This is a genomic window from Cellulomonas edaphi, assembly GCF_030362815.1.
GTDB classification, from domain to species: domain Bacteria; phylum Actinomycetota; class Actinomycetes; order Actinomycetales; family Cellulomonadaceae; genus Cellulomonas; species Cellulomonas edaphi.
This window is the reverse complement of sequence record NZ_JAUCGR010000001.1, coordinates 447,295-469,804: the sequence shown is the minus strand read 5'-3', so window position 1 is coordinate 469,804 and position 22,510 is coordinate 447,295. Positions and strand designations below refer to the sequence as shown.

Sequence of the window (22,510 nt, the reverse complement as noted above, 5' to 3'; positions counted from 1 at the left end):
GGCATTTGACCGACCCCTGGCGGCGGCGTACCGTGGTCAAGCCTTTCGATGGCTCCTTCAGGCGCGCCCAGACGTCAACACGCCGTGCTCCGTGCGCGACGTGCTCGTGGAGTGGTCGATCTCAGCAGTCAGACCTGGCCGCGCGCACACGCGCGGCATCCCGATGGAGCAGTAGGAGAAACCTCGTGAGCAAGCGCACGTTCCAGCCGAACAACCGGCGCCGCGCCAAGACGCACGGCTTCCGTCTGCGCATGCGCACCCGCGCTGGTCGCGCGATCCTCGCCGCGCGTCGCCGCAAGGGCCGCGCGGAGCTCTCGGCCTGACACCAGCGCCGGTGCTGCCAGCCGCGCACCGGATGCGCCGTCCTGCCGATTTCGAGCAGGCGGTGCGGCGTGGTGCGCGTGGCGGACGCGACACGCTCGTGGTGCACATGACGGTACGAACCGACCCCGGGCCTGGCCCGGTGGTCGGTTTCGTCGTGTCCAAGGGTGTCGGCAACGCGGTCACCCGCAACCTGGTCAAGCGCCGGCTGCGAGCTCTCACGCACGCCCGGCTGACGCGGCTGCCCGAGGTGTCGTCGGTGGTCGTGCGGGCACTGCCTGCCTCGGCGACGGCGTCGTTCGCCACCCTCGGGTCGGACCTCGACGCCGCGTTGGCCACGGCGCAGCGTCGACTGAGCCGGGCAGGGTGATCGTGGTCGTCCTGCGGACCTTGCTCCGACTCCCTGCCCTGGCTCTGCTCCTGCTTCTGCGCGGCTACCAACGGTTCATCTCCCCGATGCGGCCGCCCACGTGCCGGTTCTACCCGTCGTGCTCGCAGTACGCGGTGATCGCGGTGCGCCGCCACGGTGCGCTGTACGGCACCTGGCTGGCGATCCGCCGGCTCCTGCGGTGCCATCCCTGGAACCTGGGTGGCATCGATGACGTTCCACCTGCGCGACGTGCGCACCACCATGTCTCTGTGGCTCAGCCCACGCACTGACACCTGACTGAGGAGCTCTGCCGATGGGCTGGTTCGATAGCCTGCTTCACCCGATCATGGTCGTGGTCGCCTGGATCATGGTCATGTGGCACAAGGGCTGGACCGCGATCGGTCTCGACCCCGACGGGGGACTGGCCTGGACGCTCTCGATCGTCGGCCTGGTGATCGTGATCCGGATCGCCCTGATCCCGTTGTTCTTCAAGCAGATCAAGGCGTCGCGAGGGATGCAGCTGCTGGCGCCGGAGATGAAGGCGATCCAGAAGAAGTACAAGGGCAAGACGGACCCGGCGTCCCGCGAGGCGATGAGCCGCGAGACGATGGCGCTGTACCGCAAGCACGGGACCAACCCGTTCGCGTCCTGCCTGCCGATCCTGCTGCAGTCGCCGATCTTCTTCGCCCTGTTCCGGGTGCTCAACTCGCTGCCGCAGATCTCCACCGGCACCTACCAGGGCGACCAGGACCACATCGGCCCGCTGACCAAGGAGCTCGCCTACTCGGCCGAGCACGCCACGATCTTCGGCGCCCCGCTGTCCGGCACGTTCATGAAGGCCGACGGGAACGTCAACATCCAGATCGTCAGCGCGGCGCTGATCATCGCGATGTCCGCGACCACCTTCCTCACGCAGCGCCAGCTGACCATGAAGAACATGCCGCCGTCGGCGCTCGAGGGTCCGATGGCGCAGCAGCAGAAGGTCCTGCTGTACGTCCTGCCGCTGATCTTCGCGTTCTCGGGCGTCAACTTCCCGATCGGTGTCCTCATCTACTGGACCACCACCAACCTGTGGTCGATGGGCCAGCAGTTCTACACGATCAGACGCATGCCCGCTCCGGGCTCCGCCGCCGAGAAGGCCGCGCTCGAGCGCAAGGCGCGCAAGGCCGCACATCGCGGAGGGGGCGCCCTCGCGGAGGAGGCCCCGGCTGCGGTGATCGAGGAGCGGCCGCGAGGTCAGCGCGAGCAGCCGAAGCGCAAGGACCGTTCCAAGCCGCGGCCCCTCGCCGAGCCGGGCGCCACCGCCGCGCAGCCGAGCGCAACGTCCAAGCCTGCCGTCGCTCCGTCGCCGCCCGCGGACAGCACGCCGCCGGCTGCGGGCGGTAGCACGGGGAAGTCCAAGCCGAAGCCGAAGCCGAAGAAGTAGAGCGCAGAGCGCTCGTTGATCGGAGACACCATGAGCACACCCCTGCCTGACGCTCCCACGGAGCCGACCACGTCGCGCCTCGAAGAAGAGGGCGAGATCGCCGCCGACTACCTCGAGGAGCTGCTGGACATCGCCGACCTCGACGGTGACATCGACATCGACATCGACCACGGGCGTGCGGCCCTCGAGATCGTGTCCGAGGACCCCCTGGACACGTCGCTGCGCCGGCTCGCCGGGCGTGACGGCGAGGTGGTCGACGCCCTGCAGGAGTTGACGCGCCTTGCCGTGCAGACCAAGACCGGCGAGCGCAGCCGTCTGATGCTCGACGTCGCCGGCTACCGAGCCGGTCGGCGCGCCGAGCTGGTGACCGTGGCGGAGGAGGCGATCGCGCGCGTGCGCGAGACCGGCGCCGCCGTTGCCCTGGCGTCCATGAACCCCTTCGAGCGAAAGGTCGTGCACGACACGGTCGCTGCGGCCGGGCTGACGAGCGACTCCGAGGGCGTCGAGCCGCACCGGCACGTGGTGATCCGCGGCGCGTAGGTGGGCGTCCGTGCTCGGGCTCGACGGCCTGGCTGCGCGGAGGTGGTCCTGGGGGCGGGGCGGCTGGTGTTTACCCGCCGCCCCGCCCTTGTGTGTGCTTCGGGGAAGGCCTGAATGGGAGGCGGTTGGGCGCCGGTGCTGCTCGTTCGGACGTGGGTTCCGACTGGCGCGGCTGTTCCGAGCGTTCCGCGCCACGGGCTCTGCGGCGGGCAGGCTGCGCACCCGGACCGGAAGCGGCGTGTGGTTGAGGTCGCAGCATCGAGGCGAGCGCCCGCGTACCGTCGCGCGTGCGCGGCCCCGAACTGAGCGCCGCGGGTGTTTCACGTGAAACACGGCGGGCGGTGCGAACCCATCACTCTCCAGGTTTGGCGCCGCGGTGATGCGCGGGTGGTGCGGTCGAGGGCGATGGGGTGGTGGGCGGTGCGCACGGCGCGTTGCGGTGGTGCAGGCGGTGCGAACGCCGCGACCCCGGGCGGTGGGCGTGCGCATGGCGCGACCCCGGGCAGTGGTGGGGGCGATGCGCATGGCGTGCGTGCCGCGGTGGTCTCCTTCGCGCGCTGGGCTGGTGCGGGCAAGCCCTCAATGAGTGCGGTGGAGTGTGGCGCCGCCGCCGCAGTGCCCGCGGGGGGGCCGCTACTCGTTCCGGTCCGTCCCGTAACGTGCGCATCGCCGTTGCTCAGTCCGTCCTCGTGGCGGCGCTTGGCATTGTTGTTTCACGTGAAGAACCGTCGGTAAACGAGGGACCGACCACATGTCTTCCGCCTAGACCGGTGGTGATCGGCTCCGCACCGCGTGCGAGCTCGTTTCACGTGAAACATCTCCTTGCCGCGGTAGGGCCGGGCGCTTCCAGGCGGCGGCCACGCTGATCCGCCTGAGGCGAGCCGGCGGTGTCTCCAACACCCACGGCGCGTAGCCTCCGCGGCGAACGACACAGTCCGTGGGGCTGTGGTGCCCGCTGCGCCTCGCGAGCGCGCTGCGCCTGCCTCTGGGCGCCGCGTCCGAGGGGTTGTGCACGGTCCCGAGTGGAGGTTCCGTCCAGCGTTAGGGTGGGGCGTCCCGCCCGCTCGCGGACCGACCGGCGCTGAGCGAGTGTTCACACGCGGGCAAGTGGTTTCACGTGAAACAAGGAGTGTGCCGAGTGGTCGAGGCGAACGACGCCACCGAGGTCGCATCAGACCCTCTGGACGGCGACCCGCGACTCCCGACGTACTTCGGTAGTGCGTGGCCGGCCGTGACCGGCTTTCACGAGCTGCTCGTCAGTGATGGGGTGCTCCGTGGGCTCATCGGCCCGCGGGAGGTGAGCCGGCTGTGGGAGCGGCATCTGCTCAACTCGGCGGCGGTGGTCCCCTTCCTGCCGGCCACGGGGCGGATCGTCGACCTGGGGAGCGGGGCTGGGCTGCCGGGTGTGGTGGTGGCTGCGATGCGGCCGGACGCCGAGGTCGTGCTGCTCGAGCCGATGGAGCGACGGACGGATTGGCTCAGCGAGGTTGCGGAACGCCTCGAGCTGGCGAATGTCGTGGTGCGCCGAGGCCGCGCGCAGGACGTCCACGGCGATCTGGTGGCCGACGCCGTGACGTCACGTGCAGTCGCCTCCCTGGACAAGCTCTATCGCTGGTCGCTGCCGCTGCTGTCACGCGGGGGCGTGCTCGTGGCGATGAAGGGCGAGAAGGCGCAGGACGAGGTGGACGCCGCCGCAGCGGTCGGCGCGCGTCTCGGAGCTGGCCCCGCCGAGGTCCTTGTGGCCGAGTCGCTTCCGGGCGTGGACGTGACACGCATCGTTCGAGCCGTCCGAGAGGACGTCAGGCGTGTTCGGTAGGAAGAAGAAGGAGCAGGGCGACTTCCAGCGGGCCGCCGACGCCGGTATCTCTCTCGGCCTCGCGGGAGCTTCGGACGGACGCGTTCTCTCAGGGGAGGACGGGGCCGCTGCCCACGTCTCGGTCCCGGGCGACGTCGATCATGCGATCGCGGACCCGACGGGCGCGGCCCGATCGTTCTCTGGCACGACGACGGCGACGGCGACTGTGTCGGACATCCCGGCGCGTGACGCCGCCCTCGACGGCGAGCGGACGCACCAGATGACGAACGCACCGGACGCGCAAGGCGTCGGCACCGACACGCCTGCGCTCCCGTACGGATTGGCCGAGGATCGAGCGGAGCGGCCGGACGGCGCAGTCGCGGATGTGCCCCGAGCCGCAGTGGCGTCCTCAGCGAGCGAGGGGGCGTTCGAGCACATCAGCCCGGGCATCGTGCCCGGCCCCACGATCGAGCCCCGCATCTACACAGACGGCGCTGCCGGTGGGGTGAAGGCACCTGATGTGCCAGGACGAACACTCACATCAGCTCACTCGGCCGCACTCGCCGCGCCCTTGACCCATAGCTCACCGCACGGCGGCTCCGTGTCGGCGCGCGTCACAGAGCCGCCAGCACCCGCAGCAGAGCTCGGCGGGCAAACGGCAGAGCTCGGCGGGCAAACGGTCGAGCCCGGCGCCGCAGATCGCACACACGGGGGAGAGGTAGCAGGCGATTCGGCTCCGGCAGTCCCTCCCGGCGCGGGAGCCACCGAGGAGCGGACGGATCCGGCCGGGCCCCGTGCAGCCCACGACCCGGTTGGCGGTTCAACGGATCACGTTTCACGTGAAACAGTGACCCCAGCGGATTCGCTCCGCTCCACGGACACGCCACACCCACGGAGCCATCCACCTGTGAACGAGATCGATCCCGACGAGCGACGCCGCGCCGCGCTCGTCGAGAGCCTCCCCGCTGTGAGCGACGAGACGCCCCTGATGGCGGAGCTGCGCCTTGATGCACGCCGGCGCATCGAGCTGCGTGGTCGACGATTCCCCGCGCCGCCCGAGACGCGCGTGATCACGGTCGCCAACCAGAAGGGCGGCGTCGGCAAGACGACCACGACGGTCAACATGGCAGCGGCCCTGGCTCAGTCGGGACTGCACGTTCTGGTGCTCGACAACGACCCGCAGGGCAACGCGAGCACCGCCCTCGGCATCGACCACCGCGCCGGGACACCGTCCATCTACGAGGTCCTCGTGGAGAGCAAGCCCATGGCGGAGGCGGTGCAGGTCAGCCCGCACATCCCGACGCTGTGGTGCCTGCCGGCGACGATCGACCTGTCGGGCGCCGAGATCGAGCTCGTGTCGATGGTTGCCCGGGAGACACGGTTGCGGACAGCGCTGGACGGCTACCTCGAGTGGCGGGCGGAGAACGGGCTGCCCCGGCTCGACTACGTGTTCGTCGACTGCCCGCCCAGCCTGGGGCTACTCACGGTCAACGCGTTCGTCGTGGGCCGGGAGGTGATGATCCCGATCCAGTGCGAGTACTACGCGCTCGAAGGACTGAGCCAGCTCCTGAAGACGATCGAGCTCATCCAGGCGCACCTCAACCAGGGTCTGCACGTGTCGACCATCTTGCTCACCATGTACGACGCGCGTACCAACCTCGCCCAGCAGGTCGCCGAGGAGGTGCGCACCCACTTCCCGGAGCGGACGCTGCGCACGTCGGTGCCGCGCTCGGTGCGGATCTCCGAGGCCCCCAGCTACGGACAGACAGTGATCACGTACGACCCGGGATCGTCGGGTGCGTTGGCCTATCTCGAAGCCGCGCGTGAGCTCGCAGAACGAGGCGCCGGCGCTGGACGCGAGACGACCCATGCCACGCAGGACGGCCAGGAGGCTGCACGATGAGTGAGAAGCGACGAGGACTGGGCCGCGGACTCGGTGCCCTGATCCCGACGGCACCGGAGGGGGACGCGCGCGCGAACGGGGGAGAGCGGCCCGCGGACCTGTTCTTCGGGCAGCCGCGCACCGGCACCGCGACCGTGGCTCCCGATGCGCCCCAGGTGATCGAGGCGAAGGAACCCGCGCTCCGCGACGCACCCCAGGATGCGGCCGCCGCCCAGGACCAGGACGGCCTCGTGCCCGTGCCCGGGGCACGCTTCGCGGAGCTGCAGGTCGGCTCGATCGTCCCGAACCCGCGGCAGCCGCGTACGGTCTTCGACGAGGACGCGCTGGCCGAGCTGGTCGGCTCGATCAAGGAGATCGGTGTCCTCCAGCCCGTCGTCGTGCGGCCGGTCGGCGACCACTACGAGCTCATCATGGGCGAGCGTCGGTGGCGTGCGACGCAGGAAGCCGGCCTGGAGACGATCCCGGCGATCGTGCGGGACACGGACGACGAGGACCTGCTGCGCGACGCGCTTCTGGAGAACCTCCACCGCTCGCAGCTCAACGCGCTCGAGGAGGCGGCCGCCTACCAGCAGCTGCTCGACGACTTCGGGTGCACGCACGAGGAGCTCGCGACCCGGATCAGCCGCTCCCGGCCTCAGATCTCCAACACCCTGCGCCTGCTCAAGCTGCCGCCCCTGGTACAGCGCCGGGTCGCGGCGGGCGTGCTGAGCGCCGGCCACGCACGGGCACTGCTGGCGCTCAACGACGGCGCGGCCATCGAGCGCCTCGCGCAGCGGATCGTCGCCGAGGGGCTGTCGGTGCGCGCCGTCGAGGAGATCGTCGCGCTCGGGCAGGACGACGCACCTCGTCGACGGACCGCTCCGCGCGCGGGCATCCGCAACGAGGCACTCGACGATCTCGCCTCACGGCTGTCGGACAAGTTCGAGACGCGCGTGAAGGTGAGTCTCGGCAAGTCACGGGGTCGGTTGACGGTCGAGTTCGCGTCCGTGCAGGACCTCAACCGGATCCTGTCCAGCTTGGCCCCGGAGGACCCCGGCCTGCTCAAGGACTAGCCCGAATGGGGACGTACCGGACGCCGATCCGCGCTTGTACGTGCCGGTCAGCGAGCCAGAGAAGCCGTTACGAGGGATCGGTACAACTCGCCGAGGTTGTGCCCAGCGGCCTCTGCGGCCTGGGGCAAGAGGGACGTCTCGGTCATTCCGGGCGCGACGTTCACTTCGAGGAACTCGACCGCACCGTCCGGCGCCACGATGAGATCCGTCCGCGACAGCCTGGACAGCCCGAGCGCGCGGTGCGCCGCGACGGCGACCGAGGCGACCTCTGTCGCGGCCGCATCCGACAGCCGGGCCGGCGCGAAGTACTCGGTGCGGCCGGGGTTGTATCTCGCGTCGTAGTCGTACGGACCGTCGGTGACGATCTCGACGGCCGGGAGGGCTTCCGGTCCCGAGCCGGTGTCGACCACCGAGACCGCGACCTCGGTCCCGACGACGGCGCGCTCGACGAGTGCGGTGTCGCTGTAGGAGAAGCAGTCGACCATCGCGCGCGGGAGGTCGTCCGCCGAGGACACGAGGTTCACGCCCAACGCCGAGCCGCCGCGGGAGGGCTTGACCACCAGGGGGAGCCCGAGGCGCTCGACGATCGCGGTCAGCACCCGCGAGGCCCCGAGCTCGCGGAAGAGCGACTGCGGGAGCGTGACGAACTCCGGCGTGCGGATGCCTGCGCGCGCGACGACGGTCTTGGCGATCGGCTTGGACCAGGCGACGCGACTCTCCCGCGGTCCGGTGCCCAGCAGGGTGAGGCCCAGCAGCTGCACCATGTCGCGCACGGAGCCGTCCTCGCCCGAGGCGCCGTGCAGCAGCGGCCACACGACGTCCGGGCGCAGCTGGGTGAGCGCGGGCACCAGGTCGGAGTCGACGTCGTGGACGCTCACGTCCACCCCGGCCGTGCGCAAGGCCTCGGCCACGCGCCGACCGGACCGGAGCGAGACGTCGCGCTCGTGCGAGAGGCCGCCGGCCAGCACGGCGACCCGTGGGGAGGCAGCAGCCATCAGGCGACGTCCGGGCCGGGAGCCTCGACCACGGCGTCCGGCGTGGAGGCTGTGGTGCCGAAGAGCTCGACGAGCTCGCGCTCGCCCGCGACGACGCCAGCCAGGCGTCGCACCCCCTCGCGGATGCGCTCGGGCGTCGGGTAGCAGTAGGACAGGCGCATGTGCGTCGAGCCGCTGCCGTCGTAGTAGAACGCGGTGCCCGGGACGTACGCCACGCGGGCGGTCACGGCGCGGGGAAGCATGTCCTTGGAGTCGAGCCCGTCGGGCAGCCTCACCCAGACGTAGAACCCGCCGTCGGGGACGTTCCAGGACGCCTCGGGCAGGTGCTCGCCGAGTGCCGCGATCATGGTGTCGCGACGTTCGCGGTAGAGCTCGCGGTAGGACTTGATCTGCCCCTGCCAGTCGCACGTGGACAGGTAGGTCGAGATGGCGATCTGGGCGGCGGTGGAGGGGCAGAGGATCGCGGACTCCGAGGCGAGCACCAGCTTCTCGCGCACGGCGTGCGGCGCGACCACCCATCCCACCCGGTACCCGGGCGCGAAGGTCTTCGAGAACGAGCCGAGGTACAGCACGCCCTCCTCGTCCAGCGAACGGATCGCCGGCCGCGGCGGGCCGTCGAAACCCAGCAGGCCGTACGGGTTGTCCTCGAGCACGAGCACGCCGTGTCGCCGCGCGATCGCGAGGATCTCCGGACGGCGGGCCGTGGACAGCGACACCCCGGCGGGATTGTGGAAGTTCGGCACGGTGTAGAGCAGCTTGACCCTCCGACCGGCGGCGGCGAGCCCGGCAAGCGTCTCCTCGAGCGCGGCGGGGACGAGCCCGTGCTCGTCGATGGGCACGTGCACCACGTCCGCCTGGTACGCGCGGAACACGCCGAGAGCGCCCACGTACGACGGCGCCTCCGCGACGACGACGTCGCCCGGGTCGACGAAGATGCGCGTGACCAGGTCCAACGCCTGCTGCGACCCGGTGGTGACCACGACGTCGTCGGGGTGGGCGTCGATGCCCTCGAGCCGCATGATGTCCAGGACCTGCTCGCGCAGCGTCTCGTCGCCCTGGCCCGAGCCGTACTGCAGGGCCTGGAGCCCGCGCTGGGAGACGACGCGAGCCGCGACGTCCGAGAGCACCTCGAGGGGCAGGCCGTCCAGGAACGGCATCCCGCCGGCGAGGGAGACCACCTCGGGACGGTTCGCCACCGCGAACAGGGCGCGGATCTCGGATGCTCGCATGCCGTGCGTGCGCTCGGCGTAGGAGCCGAGCCACGGGTCGAGGCGGGTGCCGGCGGCGGCGGCGGACGTGGGAGGGCCCGCCGTCTCGCCGGCAGGCACGATGCGCTCGATCATCCGTGCAGTGTCGCACGCACGCGCATCGGGCCCGGTCAGGCGGTCACACCGTGGCGAGCACGCCCTCGATCTGCTCGGCGATGCTGGCCTTGGGCCGGGCTCCGATGGTCGACTGCACCAGCTCGCCACCCGCGTAGATGTTGAGCGTCGGGATGGAGACCACGCCGTAGTCGCCGATCACCCGGGGGTTTTCGTCGGCGTTGACCTTCACGATCTTCACCCGACCCTCGTAGGTCTTCGAGAGCTCCTCGAGCACCGGCGCGACCATGCGGCAGGGACCGCACCAGGGCGCCCAGAAGTCGACCACCACGGGGATGTCGGAGCCGAGCACCTCGGCAGCGAAGGTGTCGTCGGTGACGTCGCGCATCATGCCTCCACGAGGACGGGGGTCTGGTCCGACAGGCTCGCCAGGTAGTGCTGCGCGTCGAGCGCCGCGGCACACCCGGAGCCGGCCGCGGTGATGGCCTGGCGGTAGGTGTGGTCGACGAGGTCGCCGCAGGCGAACACGCCGGACAGGTTGGTGGCGGTGGTGCGACCGATCACCTGCACGTAGCCCTCGTCGTCCAGGTCGACCTGGCCCACCAGCAGCTCCGAGCGCGGTACGTGGCCGATCGCGACGAACACGCCCGTCGCGGGGTGCTCGCGCTCCTCACCGGTGACGGTGTCGCGCAGCGTCACGCCGGTGACCTTGGCGTCGCCGTGGATGGCGACGACCTCGGAGTTCCAGGCGAACTCGATCTTGGGGTCGCTGGCCGCGCGGTCGGCCATGATCTTCGAGGCCCGCAGCTCGTCGCGGCGGTGCACCATGGTGACGCGCTTGCCGAACCGGGTCAGGAAGGTCGCCTCCTCGACGGCGGAGTCGCCACCGCCCACGACGATGATCTCCTGGTCGCGGAAGAAAAAGCCGTCGCACGTGGCGCACCACGAGACGCCGCGGCCCGACAGGCGCTTCTCGTCGTCCAGGCCGAGCTCGCGGTACGCCGAGCCGGTCGACAGGATGACGGAGCGCGCGGAGTAGGTCTCGCCGCCCGAGACGGTGATCGTCTTGACGGGACCGCCGAGCTGGAGCGAGGTGGCGTCGTCCCACAGCACCTCCGCGCCGAAACGCTCGGCCTGCTTCTGCAGGTTCTCCATGAGCTCGGGGCCCTGGATGCCGTCGGGGAAGCCCGGGAAGTTCTCGACCTCGGTGGTGTTCATCAGGGCGCCGCCCGCGGTCACCGAGCCGGCGATCACGAGAGGCGCGAGCCCGGCGCGGGCGGCGTAGATGGCGGCGGTGTAACCGGCGGGGCCGGATCCGACGATCACGACGTCGTGCACGGTGCTGTCCTGGGTCACGAAGATCTGTCCTTGCACTCGAGAAGTGGGCTGTCGCAGTCAACGAATCCTAGAGGCGATCTGTTCCTGCGAGCCGCACGATCACCGCTCAGGACAGCTCGATCTCCGCGAGCTCGAGCCGGAAGGCGCCGTCGCCGGCGGTCGGCAGCTGCGTGATCCAGAGCGTGAGGGTGCTCAGCTCGGTGGCCGGGTCGAGCTTGAGCACGGTGGTGGAGTCGAAGGACCCCGAGGCCAGCAGCTTGCCGCCGCTCGGGTCGTTCTTCCCCGTGGCGCGCACCTCGACCTTGCCGCCGCTGCCGTTGACGCGGAGCGTGACCTTGTGGACGGTCGCGGGGTCCTCGAGCTTGATGACGTATCCCACACCGTTCTTGAACCCGGCGAAGTCGTCCTGCTTGTAGGTCTGCGTGTACCAGTACGTCGACTCGTCGCCGTCGAAGGCGCGGTCGACGGCCTCCTCGTGCTCCCCGTCGTCGTCCGAGGGGTCGACCGTGGTCGCGGACGCGATGACCGGCGGGACGCCGTTGTCGGCCGGAGTGGTGGGCGTCTCGGACGGCGTCGGCGACTTCTCGGGCGTCGGCGTGACGCTTGCCGAGGGCGACGCGGAGGTGCGTTCCGCCGTCGGCGCGCCGCTGTCGAGCGAGCTGAACAGCGCCTTGAACGCGAGCACCACGCCGATCACGACGGCGATGCCGACCAGGATCAGCACGAGCGCCGTCGGGTTGAACCGCCGCCGCTCCTCGGTCTCGTACTCCTGCTCCTCGACGATGCGGTCGAAGTCGAACGGGGAGACCGGTGGAACCTGGGACGCCTGCGCAGCTGGGGGGACCGGAGCGGGTGCCGCCGGCGTCTGCTCCGCCCACGCGGAAGACGCGGCCGACATGGCCGACGTGGCCGACGCGGCACTGCTCGCGGCGGCCGCGCCGAACGCGCTGGTGCGCGTGGGCGCCGCAGGCGGAGGGGTGCCGGGACGGTTGACGCCCGCGGGCGGCGGCTGCGCGTCGTACGACGTGCGGATCGACTCGCGCTGCACCGCGATCGGCGCGGTGTCCTCCATGTCGTCGACCGTGAAGTCGTCGGCGAGACGCTGGGTCGCGTCGCCGGCCGCAGCTGCGGCGAGCGCGGCGTCCATGGCGAACGGCTCCGCGCTGGCCTCGGGCACCACGGGGATGGCGCCGGTGGTGACCTGCACCGCGCGGATGGCGCCCCACGGCTCGAGCTCGCGCACGAGCTCGCCCGGGGTGTGCGGACCGTCGTCGTTGGGGCCGAGGGTCACGGCGCACAGGGTGTCCAGGTCGCCCGGGACGTCGGGGATCAGGTCGGCGGGCGGGACGGGCCGGTCGTCGACGGTCGGCGCCGCGGGCAGGCTGACGTCGAACGAGGGCAGCGAGGCGTCGGGCGACCAGGTGCCCGTCAGCGCGGCGTAGAGCACCCGGACCAGGCCGACCGTGTCGGCGCGCGTCGTGGTGTGCGCGTCCCGCGTGATGATCCCGAGCATCCCGGCGTCGAGGCCGAGACCGCTCACCACGATGCGACCGTCGTCCGTGACGTGCAGCGACGTGGGCCGAAGGGCCAGGTGGTGCACGCCGCGACGGCGCGCGACCTCGAGAGCGGCGGCGGCTTCGCCGACGACCGCCCGCGCCTGGTCGGCCGTCAGCGGCCCGCGCGCGAGCAGGTGGGCCAGCGAGGGCCCCGTGACCTGCTCGGACACGACGTAGCCGTGCCCCTCGTGGGTGCCGACGTCGAGCACGCGGACCAACCGTGCGTCCGTCACGAGGGCGGCGCGACGGGCACCGTCGAGCGCGGCCGAGATCTGGCCGGAGGAGAGCACCTGCACACGCACGGGGCGGTCGAGGATCTGGTCGGTGGCCTGCCATGCGGAAGCGCCGGGGAGATCGGAGTCGACGGGCTGGATGACGCGGTACCTGCCCGAGAGCACGGTGCCCCGCCCGACGGCCTCGCTCACAGCACCTCCCGCATCATCGACCTGCCGCGATCCGCCCTCCGGCGGTCGCGGCCCTGAGGGAAGCCTAGACGCGCGGCCGCGGACCTTCGCGAGCAACGGCCGCATGAGGGCGTCGAGCTCGCCCACGTGCATCAACCGCAGCAGCACCAGGTAGGCCACGCCCATGACGGTGCCGACCACGACGCACTCGAGGATGGCGGACGTGTTGGTGCGCGGCAGCACGTGCGACATGACGAGGACGACGATCCCGCCGATCGCGGCCGCGACGACGCCCGCGAAGACGGCCTGGACGTGCACCCGCAGCACGCGGGGTCCGTCGACCGTGCGGATCCGGGACCGCAGCAGCCACAGCGCCAGGAGCGCGCCGACGAGGTAGGACAGGCTCATCGAGGCGCCGGCGCCCGCCACCCACCACCGCGGCTCGAGCAGCTCGCGGCCGAGGAGCGTGCCGCCGGCCACGATCGCGGCCATGACGATCTGGATGGGCACCATGCCGCGGGCGTCCTCGTACGCGTAGTACACCCGCTGGCACATGGACCAGGCGCCGAACGCCGGCAGGCCGACGATCATGGCGACCACCACGGGCGCCACGGCGTCCACCTGCCGCGGACCGGACGTCCACAGCAGGATCTGCGTGATCGGCACGGCCAGCACCGCGACCACCGCCGTGGCCAGCACGGTGAACAGACCGACCACGCGCAGCCCGCTGGACAGGGTCGCGCGCACGCCGTCGACGTCCTTCTCGTGCGCCTGACCGGCGAGCCGGGTGAACAGGGCGGTCGCCAGCGACACCGTCACCAGCGAGTGCGGCAGCATGAAGATGAGGAACGCCCAGTCGTAGGCGGCGTTGCCCGCGGTGGGACCCACGGCGCCCGGCGCGTTGGGGGCGTCGGAGGCGACCTGCGACACGACGATGTAGCCGAGCTGGCCGATGGCGAGCCCGGCGAGCGTCCAGCCGGCGACCTTGCCCGCACGGCCGAGACCCGAGTCGCGCAGCCCCCAGCGGACCCGGTAGTGCACGCCGGACGCGCGCAGCGCCGGGATCAGCACCACCGCCTGGGCGATGACGCCGAGCGTGGCCGCCCCCGCGAGCAGCGTGGTCTGCCCGACGGTCCAGTTCGCCGCGATGGCGATGCCGTCGGGGCCGGCCTTCGCTACACCGAACATCCAGATGAAGACGGCGAACCCGGCGATCGAGACGATGTTGTTGACCACGGGGGCCCACATGTAGGGACCGAACGAGCCGCGGGCGTTGAGCACCTGCCCGAGCAGCGCGTACATCCCGTAGAAGAACATCTGCGGCACGCACCAGTACGCGAAGGTGGTCGCCAGGTCCACCTGGGCGCTGGTGAAGCCCTTGCCGTAGATGTGCACCAGCAGCGGCGCGCACAGCGTGAGGACCAGGGTGATGCCGGCGAGGACCGCGAAGCCGAACGTCAGGAGCCGGTCGACGTACTCCTGCCCGGTCCTGCGCCGGTAGGCCTGGACGACCTGTGGCACGAGCACCGCGTTGAGCACGCCGCCCACGAGCAGCATGTACAGGATGTTCGGCAGCTTGTTGGCGACCGAGAACGCGTCCGCGGCCTGGCCGGTGGCGCCGATGGCGCTCGCGAGCACCATCTGCCGCAGCAGGCCCAGCATGCGGGAGGCAGCCGTGCCCGACGCCATGAGCGCGGCACCGCGACGCACGTCTCCCGAGCTGGTCCCGCTCATGGGCCGGCTTCCTCGTCGGGCACGCCGCCCAGCACGGGCAGCGGCGGGGCCGGGCCGGTCTCGGCCTCGGTGCGCGCGCCTCGGCGGGCGCTCTGCCCGCGGCGGACGGTGCGGACGATGCCGAGCACGAGCCCGATCGCGAGCAGCGCGCCCACCACGTACGTGCCGACGCTCTCGATGGTGGGCGCGACGCGTGCGCTGAAGACGCGCGGGAGGGCGACCGTCGCGCCGTCCGAGGACTCCAGGCTGGCCGTGACCTCGACGTCGCAGTTGGCGGCCGCGCGCAGCCGCACGGAGATGCTCGTGCTCGACACGGCGTCGACGGTCACCGGATCGATCGGCTCGACCCGCAAGCACGCCTTGCGTGGGGTCATCACCAGCTGCACCTCGGCGGTGACGTCCAGGTCGTTGCGCACCACCACGCGCATGTCAGCCGATGCGCTGAGCACGTTGATGTCGCTGAGCGGCGCGATCGACAGGCCCACGGTCCGGGCCGTCACGGTCTTGACGACCGCCTTGACCAGCTCGCCGCGCCCGGTGGGGTCGGCGCGCCACGCCAGGGACAGCGGTGCGAGCGTCTCCTGGTCCACGCCCGCCAGCAGCGCGGAGGGGTCGGGCGTGACGGAGGAGAACGCGACCGCGTGCTCGCGCGCCTCCGCAAGCGCGTCGACGGAGGCGGGTGCCAGCTCGGAGTCGTCGTGCCCGTCGCGCGGGCGCTGGGCGGCTTCGCCCGCGGGTCCGACGAGCAGCGTCGACGCGCTGTCCACCTGGACCCAGGGCGCGTCACGGAACGCCGTCATGAGCGTCGCGACCGCCGCGGGATCGGGGGTCGCGTCGCGGCCGGGGGTCAGCAGCACGGGGCGGGGCTGGTCGTCGTGCTCGCGTGCGACCACGGCCAGCTCGGCAAGGGCGCGCTGCGCGACGATCGCGGGAGTCCCGGCGGGTTCGACGGCCTTCGGGTCGACGAGCATGGCCGACAGCGTGCCGTCGGGGACGAGCCGGTCGACCCGCCCGGACTCGGTGTCGATGACCGAGTGGGTGTTGGACGACGCAGCGCCGATCGCCGGGTTCGCGGCCACCACCGCCGCGACCCCCGCACCGGCGGCGAGCGTGGCCGTGGGCTGGTCGAGCACCTGGCCGACGGCCGACCACGTCATCGTGCGGCGCCCGGTGCCCACCGCGTCGGACGTGCGGGACAGGGCCATCGCGGCGTCGAGGAGGTCGGGTCGGTCGGCCTGGGCGAGGGCCGAGACGTCGGGGTCCGCCCAGGGGAGCGTGAACGTGTCGTGCTCCGCGGCGGCCGCCGAGACCCGGGCCGCCCACGCCTCGGAGGCGCTGCCGCCGGCCTGCGCGCGCCCGACGAGCGAGGGGTCGACGACGAGCCCGATCGCGGGGTCCACCTCCGCCGCCTGCAGCGTCCGCCCGAGCGGCCCCTCGGGCGCGCTCGCGGCCTCGAGCGCGGTGTCCGGCTCGGTGGACAGCGGGTCCTCGGGCGGGCCGGTGAGGGGCAGCAGCACGGAGACGGGCACGGGGGTGACCGACTCCTCGGGGTACCAGAGGACGAACGTGCGCTCGAGGCCGACCCGCGTGCCGGAGTTCGTCGCCTCGACCGCCAGTCCGCGCGGCCCCCAGACGCCCGGCAGATCGAAGAAGGGGATCCGGGCGGCCGGGAGCGTGAGGACCACGCTCGCGCTGGCGCCGGGAGCGAGCGGGTCCTCGAGCGGCTCGACGATCTTGGACTGGCCCGCCAGGTCCGTGTCCGCCCGCTCTGCCCAGGCCCCGACGTCCTCACGGGTGCTGATGCGGAAGCTGTTGATGCGGAGCGCGGCGGCCGCGTGCTCGAGCGCGGTGGCCCCGTCGTTGTGCAGCGTCGCCCGGACTACCAGGTCCTCACCCGGGCGGAGCACGACGGGGGCGATCTGCGTGATCTCGACGCGGACGGGCATCACCGGATCGGCCGCCACGGCGCTCGCGGCGGGGCTCGTGGCGGCGCTCGCGGTGTCGCTCGTCGCCAGGGCGACCGCCGGCGACGCGGTCGCGGCCGCGGGGATCAGGAGGCCCCCCGCGACGAGCGCGAGCACCGCACTGCGCGCCCAGCGGCCCAGGCGCCTGCTCATGCCTCGCCGACGAGCACCACGAGGGCGGCCTCGGCGAGTCGTCGTTCGTTCGGGTACGCCAGGCGCTGCGGCAGGTCGGCGACCGCCACCCACTCCGCGTCCTCGGCCTCGCCGTCGGGGTCGCCCTCCACCGAGATGGTGCCGCTCACGGCACCGAGCAGGAAGTGGTGGACCACCTTGTGCACGCGCCGGTCGTCGCCGCTGAACCAGTAGTCGATGACGCCGAGGCGGCGCAGCACCTGGCCCACGATGCCGGTCTCCTCGGCGATCTCGCGGACGGCCGCCTCCTCGGGCGTCTCGTCACCCTCGAGGTGTCCCTTGGGCAGGCACCACTCGAGGCGGCCCGCGCGGTTGCGGCGGGCGATGACGGCCGCGTGGTACGTCCCGTCACGCTGGCGCACGACGAGCCCTCCGGCGCTCGTCTCGTCGACGACGGGCAGGTGCGGCACGGCCGCGCGCGCGATGGGCCGGGGGTCGATGCGCAGCGGATGGCCCCCGGGAGGCGCCGGAACACCCCGCGACGGCGAGGGATGGGCCGGACTGGACATGCAGGCCACTGTATCTACTGCATCTGCGCGACCCGAACCGGCGCGACGGAGCCGGTGGACTCGCGCCCTAGACTCGGACGAGTGCCCGCCGGACCGCTGAACACCCCACCGTCGACGTCGACCTCTCTGGTCGCGCTGCAGAAGCGCGCGATCGGCGTCCTGGCCGGGCTGCCCGCCGACGCCATCGAGCTGGGTGAGCTGTTCCGCGCCGCGGGGCACGAGCTCGCGCTCGTGGGTGGGCCGGTGCGCGACGCGTTCCTGGGCCGGTTGAGCGCCGACCTGGACTTCGCCACCTCCGCGACACCGGACCAGACGCAGGCGATCCTCGCGCGGTGGGGCGACGCGCACTGGGACATCGGTCGCGAGTTCGGCACCATCGGCGCGCGGCGGTTCGCCTCGCGGCGCGGGTCGACCGACGACGTCGTCGTCGAGGTGACCACGTACCGCACCGACGCCTACGACCCGACGTCGCGCAAGCCCGAGGTCGTGTTCGGCGACTCGCTGGAGGGCGACCTGTCCCGACGGGACTTCACGGTCAACTCCATGGCGGTACGGCTTCCCGAGCTCACCTTCGTCGACCCCTTCGACGGCCTGTCGGACCTGGCCCGCGGGCAGCTGCGCACCCCGGTGGACCCCCGTCAGTCCTTCGACGACGACCCGCTGCGCATGATGCGCGGCGCGCGGTTCGCGGCCCAGCTCGGTTTCACCCTGGACCCGGCCGCCGAGGCGGCGACGATCGACATGGCCGAGCGGATCACCATCGTCTCGGCCGAGCGGGTGCGCGACGAGCTGTCGAAGCTGCTGGTCGCCGCGCAGCCGCGGCTCGGCCTCCAGGTCCTGGTGGAGACCGGCCTTGCGCAGCACGTGCTCCCCGAGCTGCCGGCGCTGAGGCTCGAGATCGACGAGCACCACCGGCACAAGGACGTGTACGAGCACTCGCTCACGGTGCTGGACAAGGCGATCGCGCTCGAGACCGGCCCCGACGGGCCCGTGCCCGGACCCGACCTGGTGCTGCGACTGGCCGCCCTGCTCCACGACATCGGCAAGCCCAAGACCCGCCGGTTCGAGGAGGGCGGCGGCGTGAGCTTCCACCACCACGAGATGGTGGGCGCCAAGCTCGTCGCCCGGCGGTTGCGCGAGCTGAGGTTCGACAAGGCGACCGTGCAGGCGGTGGCGCGCCTCACCGAGCTGCACCTGAGGTTCCACGGCTACGGCGACGGGGAGTGGACCGACTCCGCCGTGCGGCGCTACGTCACGGACGCGGGGCCGCTGCTCGAGCGCCTGCACCGGCTCACACGCTCGGACTGCACCACGCGGAACGTGCGCAAGGCGGCGCGCCTGTCGGCGGCCTACGACGACCTCGAGGCGCGCATCGCGCGGCTCAAGGAGCAGGAGGAGCTCGACGCCGTGCGGCCGGACCTCGACGGCACGCAGATCATGGAGATCCTCGGCCTGCGGCCTGGGCGCGAGGTCGGCGCCGCGTACCGCTACCTGCTGGAGCTGCGGATGGAGCGCGGACCGCTGGGACCGGCGACCGCCCGCGAGGAGCTGCTCGCGTGGTGGGCGGCCCGGACCACGAGCACGCAGACGTCGTCCTCCTGACGGTCGACGAGCATCGCGTCGACGAGCGCGTCGCGCACGTGCGTCGCGTCGAGGTCGTCGTCCAGGCCCGCGAGGGTCTCGACGAGCTCGGCGATGCCCTCGCGCAGCCCGCGGTCGCGCCGCTCGATGAGGCCGTCGGTGTACATCACGAGCGTCGCGCCGTGCGGGATCTCGATCGCTCCGCTGATGCCGGGGCCGCCCGGGAAGAGCACGCCGAGCGGCGTCGTCGCGCCGTCCGCCAGCTGCCGGACCTCGCCTCCCGGTAGCCGGACCAGGGGCGGCGGGTGACCGGCACGCGCGTAGGTGAGCCGCGCACCGACCTCGCAACCCTCCCACCTGACGTAGGCGCAGGTGGCGATGTCCGCGATCTCGAACGCGCGGACCATCGCGTCCACCCGCTCCAGCGCCAGGCCCGGCTGGGCACCGTCCCACGCGGTCGAGCGCAGCAGCGAGCGGAGCTGACCCATCGCGGCGGCCGCGTGCATGTCGTGCCCCACCACGTCTCCGACCGCGAGGCCGACCGACCCGTCCGGCAGCGGGAGCACGTCGAACCAGTCGCCACCCACCTCGGCGAGCCGCGTGGAGGCGATGTAGGCGGCGGCGACGTCGACGCCGGGAAGGTCAGGGATCTCCGGGAGCAGGCTGTGCTGCAGCGTCAGTGCTGCCTCCCGCTCGGCGAGGAAGAGCCGGACGTTGTCCAGGGCGAGGCCGGCCCGGCGGCCGAGGTGGGCGGCGGTCACGACGCTCTCGGCGTCGAAGCCGTCCACCTCGCGCTGGACGAGGCACAGCACGCCGATCACCCGGTCGCGGGCGCGCAGCGGCACCACCAGCGCGGTTCCGAGTCCGAGCTCGAGCAGCGCCGCCGTCTGCGGTGCCGTGCTCCTCGAGGGGACCGCGGCCACGTCGATCGTGTAGGGGGCCGGGACGAAATCCGGCGGGCTGGCCAGCGCCTCGGCCATGCGGGGCGAGCGGATCAGCCACTCGACGCCGTGCTTCTCGAGCGTCCGGGCGGCCTGGGCGTGCGCCGGGTCGGTGACGACGACGTGGACGTGCTCGAACCGCCCGCGATCGTCGGTCACGGCCACGTAGCCCCACGATGCGAGCGCGGGCACGGCGATGTCGGCGAGCGAGTCCACGGCGGCGGCGTAGTCCAGGGTCGCGACGAGCTCGTCGGTCACCCGTGCCAGCAGGTCGAGCCGGGCGGTGGCCTGGCGCGCGGAGTCGAGCGCCGCGTCCTTCGCGCGGTCCGCCTCCACGCGCTCGGTGACGTCGGCCTGCACGCCCACGTGGTGCGTGATCGTGCCGTCCGCCGCGCGCACGGGGCTGATGAGCACCTGGTTCCAGAACGGTGAGCCGTCGCGCCGGTAGTTCAGCACCACCGCCGCGACCGTCCGGCCCGCTTCGACGGCCTCCCGCATCGCCGCGCGGGTGCGCGGGTCCGTGCCCGGACCCTGCAGGAGGCGGCAGTTGCGGCCCAGCACCTCGTCGGGCTCGAAACCGGTCAGCGCGGTGAACGCGGGGTTGACCCAGACCAGCGGGTGATCGGGGTGGAGCGCGTCGACGATGCTGAGCGAGACGCCGCTGTCCTGCACCACGCGGCCGTACTCGTCGTCGACCGACTCCACGCGCGCCTCACGCGCTGCCCCACGGCCCATGCCGTCTCCGTTCGTGCCTGCACTGCTCGTGTCTGCGCGGCTCGGCTCTGAACCACTCATGTCTGCACCGCTCGTGCCTGCACTGCTGTGACCTGCACTGCTGTTGCCTGCACTGCTGTGACCTGCACTGCTGTTGCCTGCAGTGCATATGGTCGCATCGCTCGGGGCGGCGGCGTGACGCGCGCGCCGCTCACGCCCCCGCTGCTCGTGCGCGGGCCGCTGGTTCGCGTGCGGATGGTGCGCGTGCCGCTCAAACCCACGTCGCTCGTGCGGGTGCCGCTGGTGAGCATGCCGCTCAAGCCCGTGCCGCTCAAACCCACGTCGCTCGTGCGGGTGCCGCTGGTGAGCATGCCGCTCAAGCCCGTGCCGCTCAAACCCACGTCGCTCGTGCGGGTGCCGCTGGTGAGCATGCCGCTCAAGCCCGCGCCGCTCAAGCCCGCGCCGCCGTGACGGGTCGCGGTTCGGGTACGCGTCGCGCGGCGGTGCCGTAGACGACGGCGCCGGCCGCGTACCCCAGCGCCAGGGTCGCGAACATGACGCGCTGGTAGCCCGTGTCCGGCAGCGTCACGGCCGCCAGCGCAGCCGCGGCGACGAAGGCCGCGTTGTAGAGGACGTCGTACAGGGCGAACGCCCGCCCGCGGTAGGCGTCCTCGGTGTCGCGCTGGACGATCGTGTCCACCGCGATCTTCGCGCCCTGCGCGGCCAGCCCGAGGAACACGGCCGCGATGACGACGATCGGCAGGTTGATGGTGACCACCAGCAGCACCTGGCTGAGGGCGGCGATCACCAGGCACGTGACGATCCACCCGTTGGGGCCGATGAGCGGCGTGATGGTGGGAGTGGCGATGACGGCGAGCGCGAACCCGACGACGGTCGCGGCGAGCACCGTGCCGAACGTGCGCAGGCCCGCGTCGGTGTCTTGAGGGTCGGAGAGCAGGTTGCGGCTGATGAGCAGGCTCGCGACGAACACCACGCCGTAGAGGAAGCGGTGCACGGCCATGATCGCGAGCGCACGTGCCGGGGTCCGTCGCGCGATCAGGTAGCGGCCGCCCTCGACCAGGCCGCGCGCGAGCACCCCCAGCTCGGTGCGCAGCCGGGCGGCGTCGGAGCGCTCGTCGGGCCCGAGCCGGTCGCGGTCCAGCCGGGTGGCGAGCGCGCTCGCGGCCGTCATGAGGAGCGCGGCCAGGACGAGCGACCACCCGTCGTGGGCCTGTCCGGCGGGCACCACGAGCCCGACGACGAAGCCGAGTCCCGCGCCGATGCCGGCCGCCGCGGTGCCGAGCGTCGGGGTGACCGAGTTGGCCGTCAGCAGCAACGGCCCGTCCACCACCTGCGGCAGCGAGGCCGACATCGCCGCCAGCAGGAACCTGTTCACGGAGAGGGTGACCAGCGCCAGGGCATACACGGCCGGCCCGACCCCCGCCGTCATGAGCAGGGCGGCGACCGTCAGGGTGAGCACCACGCGCAGCGCGTTGCCGTACAGGAGCACCTGCCGGCGCCTCCAGCGGTCCAGCAGCACACCGGCCCACGGGCCGACGATCGTGAACGGCAGCAGGAGCACCGCGAAGGCGATCGCGACGCCCGTGGCGGTGCTCGCGTGCTCCGGGGAGAAGAAGAACAGGGTGGCGAGGCCTGCCTGGAAGGTGCCGTCGGCGGTCTGGCTCACCAGCCTGACGGAGAGCAGGCGGCGAAAGTCCCGGACCGGCGCGAGCGCCTTGAGATCCCCGATCACCTGCACTTCGTCATCCTCGCATCCGGCGCAGACGTCTCGAGGTGATGCGACGGACCAGTCTGCAGCCGGCCCTGCGCAGACGGGCTGTCGTGGGCAGCGC

The 22,510-nt window shown here is 72.2% G+C and carries 19 protein-coding genes; 10 read left to right on the top strand and 9 right to left on the bottom strand.

The genetic code is table 11. The features are described from left to right. The first annotated feature begins 185 nt into the window (after positions 1-185). The 8 genes from rpmH (at position 186) to QRT05_RS02265 (ending at position 7,407) form a co-directional block, all read left to right on the top strand. Positions 186-323: a 50S ribosomal protein L34 gene (gene rpmH / locus QRT05_RS02300; protein WP_010849920.1), complete on the top strand. Its 138-nt coding sequence runs from the start codon at positions 186-188 to the stop codon at positions 321-323. An 11-nt stretch (positions 324-334) separates the two neighbouring features. Next, entirely contained in the window at positions 335-691 is a 357-nt protein-coding gene (rnpA, locus tag QRT05_RS02295) for a ribonuclease P protein component (protein ID WP_289444869.1), read from the top strand. Next, the gene (gene yidD, locus QRT05_RS02290; RefSeq protein ID WP_289444867.1) at positions 688-981 is read left to right on the top strand and encodes a membrane protein insertion efficiency factor YidD; all 294 of its coding nucleotides are present in this window, start codon (positions 688-690) and stop codon (positions 979-981) included. The genes rnpA and yidD overlap by 4 nt, the downstream gene beginning before the upstream one ends. 23 nt (positions 982-1,004) lie before the next feature. After that, positions 1,005-2,117 (top strand): membrane protein insertase YidC, encoded by a 1,113-nt coding sequence (yidC, locus tag QRT05_RS02285; RefSeq protein WP_289444865.1) that lies wholly within the window; start codon positions 1,005-1,007, stop codon positions 2,115-2,117. Between the two features lie 30 nt (positions 2,118-2,147). Next, the gene (locus tag QRT05_RS02280) at positions 2,148-2,657 is read left to right on the top strand and encodes a Jag family protein (RefSeq protein ID WP_289444863.1); all 510 of its coding nucleotides are present in this window, start codon (positions 2,148-2,150) and stop codon (positions 2,655-2,657) included. Between the two features lie 1,138 nt (positions 2,658-3,795). Beyond that, the gene (gene rsmG / locus QRT05_RS02275) at positions 3,796-4,473 is read left to right on the top strand and encodes a 16S rRNA (guanine(527)-N(7))-methyltransferase RsmG (protein ID WP_289444861.1); all 678 of its coding nucleotides are present in this window, start codon (positions 3,796-3,798) and stop codon (positions 4,471-4,473) included. After that, entirely contained in the window at positions 4,463-6,355 is a 1,893-nt protein-coding gene (locus tag QRT05_RS02270; RefSeq protein WP_289444859.1) for a ParA family protein, read from the top strand. Before rsmG ends, QRT05_RS02270 begins: the two co-directional genes overlap by 11 nt. Further along, positions 6,352-7,407, top strand: coding sequence for a ParB/RepB/Spo0J family partition protein (locus tag QRT05_RS02265; RefSeq protein ID WP_289444857.1), 1,056 nt, complete (start codon positions 6,352-6,354; stop codon positions 7,405-7,407). The genes QRT05_RS02270 and QRT05_RS02265 overlap by 4 nt, the downstream gene beginning before the upstream one ends. A 47-nt stretch (positions 7,408-7,454) precedes the next feature. Here QRT05_RS02265 and QRT05_RS02260 read toward each other — a convergent pair whose 3' ends face one another. From QRT05_RS02260 to QRT05_RS02230, 7 genes are all read right to left on the bottom strand, one after another. Beyond that, positions 7,455-8,402 (bottom strand): D-alanine--D-alanine ligase family protein, encoded by a 948-nt coding sequence (locus tag QRT05_RS02260; protein WP_289444854.1) that lies wholly within the window; start codon positions 8,400-8,402, stop codon positions 7,455-7,457. After that, positions 8,402-9,745, bottom strand: a complete 1,344-nt coding sequence (locus tag QRT05_RS02255; protein ID WP_289444852.1) for an aminotransferase-like domain-containing protein — start codon at positions 9,743-9,745, stop codon at positions 8,402-8,404. The genes QRT05_RS02260 and QRT05_RS02255 overlap by 1 nt, the downstream gene beginning before the upstream one ends. 43 nt (positions 9,746-9,788) lie before the next feature. After that, complete coding sequence (gene trxA, locus QRT05_RS02250; RefSeq protein ID WP_289444849.1) at positions 9,789-10,112, bottom strand: thioredoxin; 324 nt, start codon at positions 10,110-10,112, stop codon at positions 9,789-9,791. After that, positions 10,112-11,080 (bottom strand): thioredoxin-disulfide reductase, encoded by a 969-nt coding sequence (trxB, locus tag QRT05_RS02245; protein WP_289444847.1) that lies wholly within the window; start codon positions 11,078-11,080, stop codon positions 10,112-10,114. The genes trxA and trxB overlap by 1 nt, the downstream gene beginning before the upstream one ends. An 88-nt stretch (positions 11,081-11,168) precedes the next feature. Continuing rightward, positions 11,169-14,756, bottom strand: coding sequence for a murein biosynthesis integral membrane protein MurJ (gene murJ, locus QRT05_RS02240; RefSeq protein ID WP_289444845.1), 3,588 nt, complete (start codon positions 14,754-14,756; stop codon positions 11,169-11,171). Then, positions 14,753-16,873: a DUF6049 family protein gene (locus tag QRT05_RS02235; protein ID WP_289444843.1), complete on the bottom strand. Its 2,121-nt coding sequence runs from the start codon at positions 16,871-16,873 to the stop codon at positions 14,753-14,755. Before QRT05_RS02235 ends, murJ begins: the two co-directional genes overlap by 4 nt. Continuing rightward, entirely contained in the window at positions 16,870-17,421 is a 552-nt protein-coding gene (locus QRT05_RS02230) for an NUDIX hydrolase (protein WP_289444841.1), read from the bottom strand. The genes QRT05_RS02235 and QRT05_RS02230 overlap by 4 nt, the downstream gene beginning before the upstream one ends. Here QRT05_RS02230 and QRT05_RS02225 point away from each other — a divergent pair. Continuing rightward, on the top strand, positions 17,404-19,023 hold the full coding sequence (locus QRT05_RS02225; RefSeq protein ID WP_407650281.1) for a CCA tRNA nucleotidyltransferase: 1,620 nt from the start codon (positions 17,404-17,406) through the stop codon (positions 19,021-19,023). The two genes, QRT05_RS02230 and QRT05_RS02225, sit on opposite strands and share 18 nt — an antisense overlap. Here the strand turns inward: QRT05_RS02225 and QRT05_RS02220 are convergent. Then, a complete protein-coding gene (locus QRT05_RS02220; protein ID WP_289444838.1) occupies positions 18,909-20,678 on the bottom strand; it encodes a SpoIIE family protein phosphatase in 1,770 nt (589 codons plus the stop codon). The genes QRT05_RS02225 and QRT05_RS02220 overlap by 115 nt on opposite strands. A 174-nt stretch (positions 20,679-20,852) precedes the next feature. Here QRT05_RS02220 and QRT05_RS02215 point away from each other — a divergent pair, with 174 nt between their 5' ends. Next, entirely contained in the window at positions 20,853-21,128 is a 276-nt protein-coding gene (locus QRT05_RS02215) for a hypothetical protein (RefSeq protein ID WP_289444836.1), read from the top strand. On the opposite strand, the gene QRT05_RS02210 is transcribed toward QRT05_RS02215, so the two are convergent. Beyond that, complete coding sequence (locus QRT05_RS02210; RefSeq protein ID WP_289444834.1) at positions 21,109-22,416, bottom strand: MFS transporter; 1,308 nt, start codon at positions 22,414-22,416, stop codon at positions 21,109-21,111. The two genes, QRT05_RS02215 and QRT05_RS02210, sit on opposite strands and share 20 nt — an antisense overlap. Positions 22,417-22,510: the final 94 nt, after the last annotated feature.